Source organism: Lentihominibacter faecis, from assembly GCF_014306095.1.
In the GTDB taxonomy this organism is placed as follows: domain Bacteria; phylum Bacillota; class Clostridia; order Peptostreptococcales; family Anaerovoracaceae; genus Lentihominibacter; species Lentihominibacter faecis.
Genome location: NZ_JACRWC010000043.1, coordinates 1 through 3,910, shown reverse-complemented (window position 1 = coordinate 3,910; position 3,910 = coordinate 1). Strand labels below are relative to the sequence as shown.

The 3,910-nt window shown below is 44.4% G+C and carries 3 protein-coding genes; all 3 read left to right on the top strand.

Annotated features, from left to right (window positions below):
• Positions 1-50: 50 nt before the first annotated feature.
• Positions 51-1,844, top strand: coding sequence for a nucleoside kinase (locus tag H8876_RS03100; protein ID WP_249286478.1), 1,794 nt, complete (start codon positions 51-53; stop codon positions 1,842-1,844).
• Positions 1,845-1,874: 30 nt separating this feature from the next.
• A complete protein-coding gene (locus H8876_RS03095) occupies positions 1,875-2,519 on the top strand; it encodes a lactate utilization protein (protein WP_249286477.1) in 645 nt (214 codons plus the stop codon).
• Positions 2,520-2,543: 24 nt separating this feature from the next.
• A partial coding sequence (locus H8876_RS03090; RefSeq protein ID WP_249286476.1) for a sigma-54 interaction domain-containing protein occupies positions 2,544-3,910 on the top strand: 1,367 nt, incomplete at its 3' end.

The following is a 3,910-nucleotide window of genomic DNA, read 5'->3' as shown; positions in this document are numbered from 1 at the left end:
ATAAGAGACAGATCTAAAACCCTTTATTATAACCGAAGGAGGGAGCCAGCATGCAGGCTCCTTTTTTCGTGGGGCTGGCGCCGGGTGAAGCGATAGCGAAAATCCTGCGGTTGTATCTGATCAGTGCACAGAGTATAATAACAGTAACGTATCGTGAAAAAATCAAACGAGGAAGGATTATGAAAATCAAATTGCAGCCGCAGATCGGTGCGGCGTACGAAGAACTTACGATAGACAAACCTGTAACGGTCAGGGAACTGGCTGATCGGTATCAGCCGGAGCTTCCGTACCGGGTGCTGCTGGCCAATGTGGATGGCAAGGATGAAGAACTGACTTTTCTGCTGCACAGGGACTGTAGTGTGCGGCTTTTGGATATGAGGACCTACAGTGCGAATCTGGTATATCAGCACAGCTTGTCACTGATCTATCTGAAGGCGGTCATGGATGTGCTGGGTGACATGGCTGTAGAAATCGAGAATTCTCTCAACAAGGGACTTTATACCGAGATAAAAACGCCGGAACCGATCACCACGGAACAGATCGCGGCGGTGGAAGGCAGGATGCATGAACTGGTGGAAGCGGATCTACCTATCGTGCGGGAAGTGTATACCAGAGAGGAAGCTGTGGAAATCTGGGGGGCTTATAATTATCCGGAAAAATCACGGCTTTTAGAGCATGCTCCGGATGTTGAGACTGCAAAGTTTTATACATTGGAAGGATACCGGAATTTTTTCTATGGTCTGATGACGCCGTCGACGGGATACATAGAACATTTTGAACTGCGTAAATATCGCCGAGGCGTTCTGCTTCGCTTTCCTCATCCATCTCATCCGGACAGGATCCCGGAATTTGAGGATGATAAAAAGCTTTATGCGGCTTTTGGAGAAGCGAATAAGTGGCATCATCTGCTGGATATCCTTTATTTAGAGGATTTAAATGAGAAGATCCGGAGCGGTCAGGCTAAAGATCTGATCCTGTTATCTGAGGCTCTTCATGAGAAGAAGGTCGCAGAGATCGCAGATCGGATCACGAAAGAAAAACGGAGGATCATTCTGATTGCCGGGCCATCGTCTTCGGGCAAGACGACATTTGCCAGAAGGCTGTGTGTGCAGCTGCGGGTAAATGGGCTGCAGCCATTGTACATGGGGACGGATGATTATTTTGTAGAACGCTGTGATACTCCTCTCGGAGAAGACGGTAAACCGAATTATGAGAATCTGGATGCGCTGGATATCGATCTGTTCAACGATAATATGAACCGGTTGCTGGCTGGTGAAAAGGTGGATCTGCCTGAATTTGATTTTATGGATGGAAAGAAAAAATTCGGACGCAGGATCACCTCTATTCGCAGCAGTCAGCCGATCGTGATCGAGGGGATCCATGCGCTCAATGATACTTTGACGGAAAAAATCGCAGAAGATCAAAAGTTCCGCATTTACATCAGTCCGCTTACGCAGCTGAATATTGATGTACATAACCGGGTGCCGACAACGGATGCACGTATGCTGCGGCGTATCGTACGAGATTACAAGTTCCGTGGACACAGTGCGGAACAGACGATCGCGTTATGGCCAAAAGTGCGCAGCGGGGAAGATGTGAATATTTTCCCGTATAACGGCAGAGCCGATGTGCTGTTCAATTCGGCACTGGTCTATGAATTATCTGTGCTTAAAAAATATGCGCAGCCGCTGCTGGAAGCAGTCAAACCGGAAGCAGAGGTGTACAGTGAAGCGGTGCGTATGCTGAAATTCATCAGGTTCTTTGATGTGATCGAGAACGAAAAAGATATACCAAACAACTCCATCATGAGGGAGTTTATCGGCGGAAGTGTTTTTGTTGAATAGTTATAAAAGAAGTATAAGGAGGTAAGGTTTATGGACACAAATGTAAAAGAAGCAAACAAAGTTAGGATCGAAACGGTAATTAAGGGGCTTGAAAAAAGAAATATCACAGGTCATTACTGTGAAACGGCAGCAGATGCGGTAAAAACGATAGAAAGCCTCATAGCGGAAGGCTCTCAGGTTTCGTGGGGAGGCTCAGCTACTTTGAATGAAATAGGAATAAAGGATGTGCTCAAAGCCGGGAATTATGATGTAAATGATCCTATGGATCCGTCTATTGGCCGTGATGAATCGACGATGCGCAGAAAGAAGGCTCTTACATGTGATGCTTTTCTTGCCAGCCTCAATGCGATCACTATGGATGGGGAGATCGTAAATATCGATGGTACAGGAAATCGCATTGCAGCTATCGCTTTTGGTCCGGACAAAGTTATTCTTGTTGCCGGCGTCAATAAAATCGTAAACGAGGAAAAGGATGCCATCGGCAGGATCTTGACTGATGCATGCCCGCCGAACTGTATCCGTCTGGGGAAGAAGACGCCGTGTGCTGTAACAGGAAAATGCGGCAACTGTCTGAGCGTGGGAAATACGATATGCAGTTACACTGTAGTAACGAGATTTTCTCCGGAGCCTGACCGGCTGCATGTGGTGATGGTAAATGAGGTGCTCGGATATTAGGGCGATACTTTATTGGAGAGCAGGATGAGAGAATTTGATGAGAGTAAAACGGTATCGGAAGGATTTTCTACTACGGATGAATATCTTGAAATGCTGGAAGCAGCAATAGAAAGTTCTGAAATTGGATATCTTATAGCAGATAGTGATTGTAATGTGATAAAAATAAACCAGGCTCAAATCGATATCACGGGGCAGAATGCTGCATATAATCTGGGAAGAAATATGAGACAGATTGAACTGGAGGATGGCTCGCCATCTGCTACAGTTCTTGTGAGCAAAACCAAAAAGCCTGCGAAAATCAAGCAATTCCTGCCGAACGGAAGAAGTTATCTCGTATATGCCAATCCGTATTTTGGTAAGGATGGCGATCTGAAATATATAGTTTCCAATTTACTGGATACTACTGAAATCGATCATACAAAGCAGTCGCTGGAAAGAACGCAGGATGATAATACGAAGTTGAATATACAGCTTAAGGAACTGCAGAACCAGATGACGATGCATACGAAGATAATTCATCAGAGCAAGATCATGAGAAGGGCTTTGATGCTTTGTGAAAAAGCGGCACAGTTTAATTCTAACATTTTGCTCCAGGGTGAATCGGGTGTAGGGAAAGAACGATTTGCGGAATATATTTTTGAGAAAAGCTATAGGAATAACAAAGCTTTTATTAAAATCAATTGTGCATCTATTCCTGAAAACCTTCTTGAATCGGAGCTCTTTGGATATGAGCCGGGAGCTTTTTCGGGTGCTGATAGCAAAGGGAAAAAAGGTCTTCTTGAATATGCTGACAAGGGCACTCTTTTGCTGGATGAGGTCAGTGAGCTATCGTTGCCGTTGCAGGCAAAATTGTTGAGGTTTCTTCAGGAAGGAGAGTTTTATCGCGTTGGAGGTAGAAAACCTGTAAAGACCGATATACGAATTATTGCGGCATCTAATATTGATCTGGAGGAAATGTCTGAGAAAAAACTTTTCCGTAAAGATTTGTTTTACCGACTCAACGTGATTCCTGTTTTCATACCTCCTTTGCGAGAACGTAAAGAGGATATCCCATTGCTTATCGGATATTTTACAAACAGATTCAACGAAATGTATGATATGAAAAAAGGCTGGAGCTCGGGGGCGATTAACTTGATGGTACGTGCTGAGTTTCCGGGAAACGTTAGAGAACTACAGAATACTGTGGAGAGGATACTGGTTTTGGCGGAGGGCGATATAATACAGGAAAAAGATTTCTATGAGATCTACACCGGCATAAAAATTGATGATTCTGATATATATGATGAGACTCTTAGCCTTAAGAAACTTCTGAAACGATATGAGAAAAGCATACTTGAAGAATACCTTAGAAGGTATAAGACGGAGAATGCCTGTCTCTTATACACATCTCC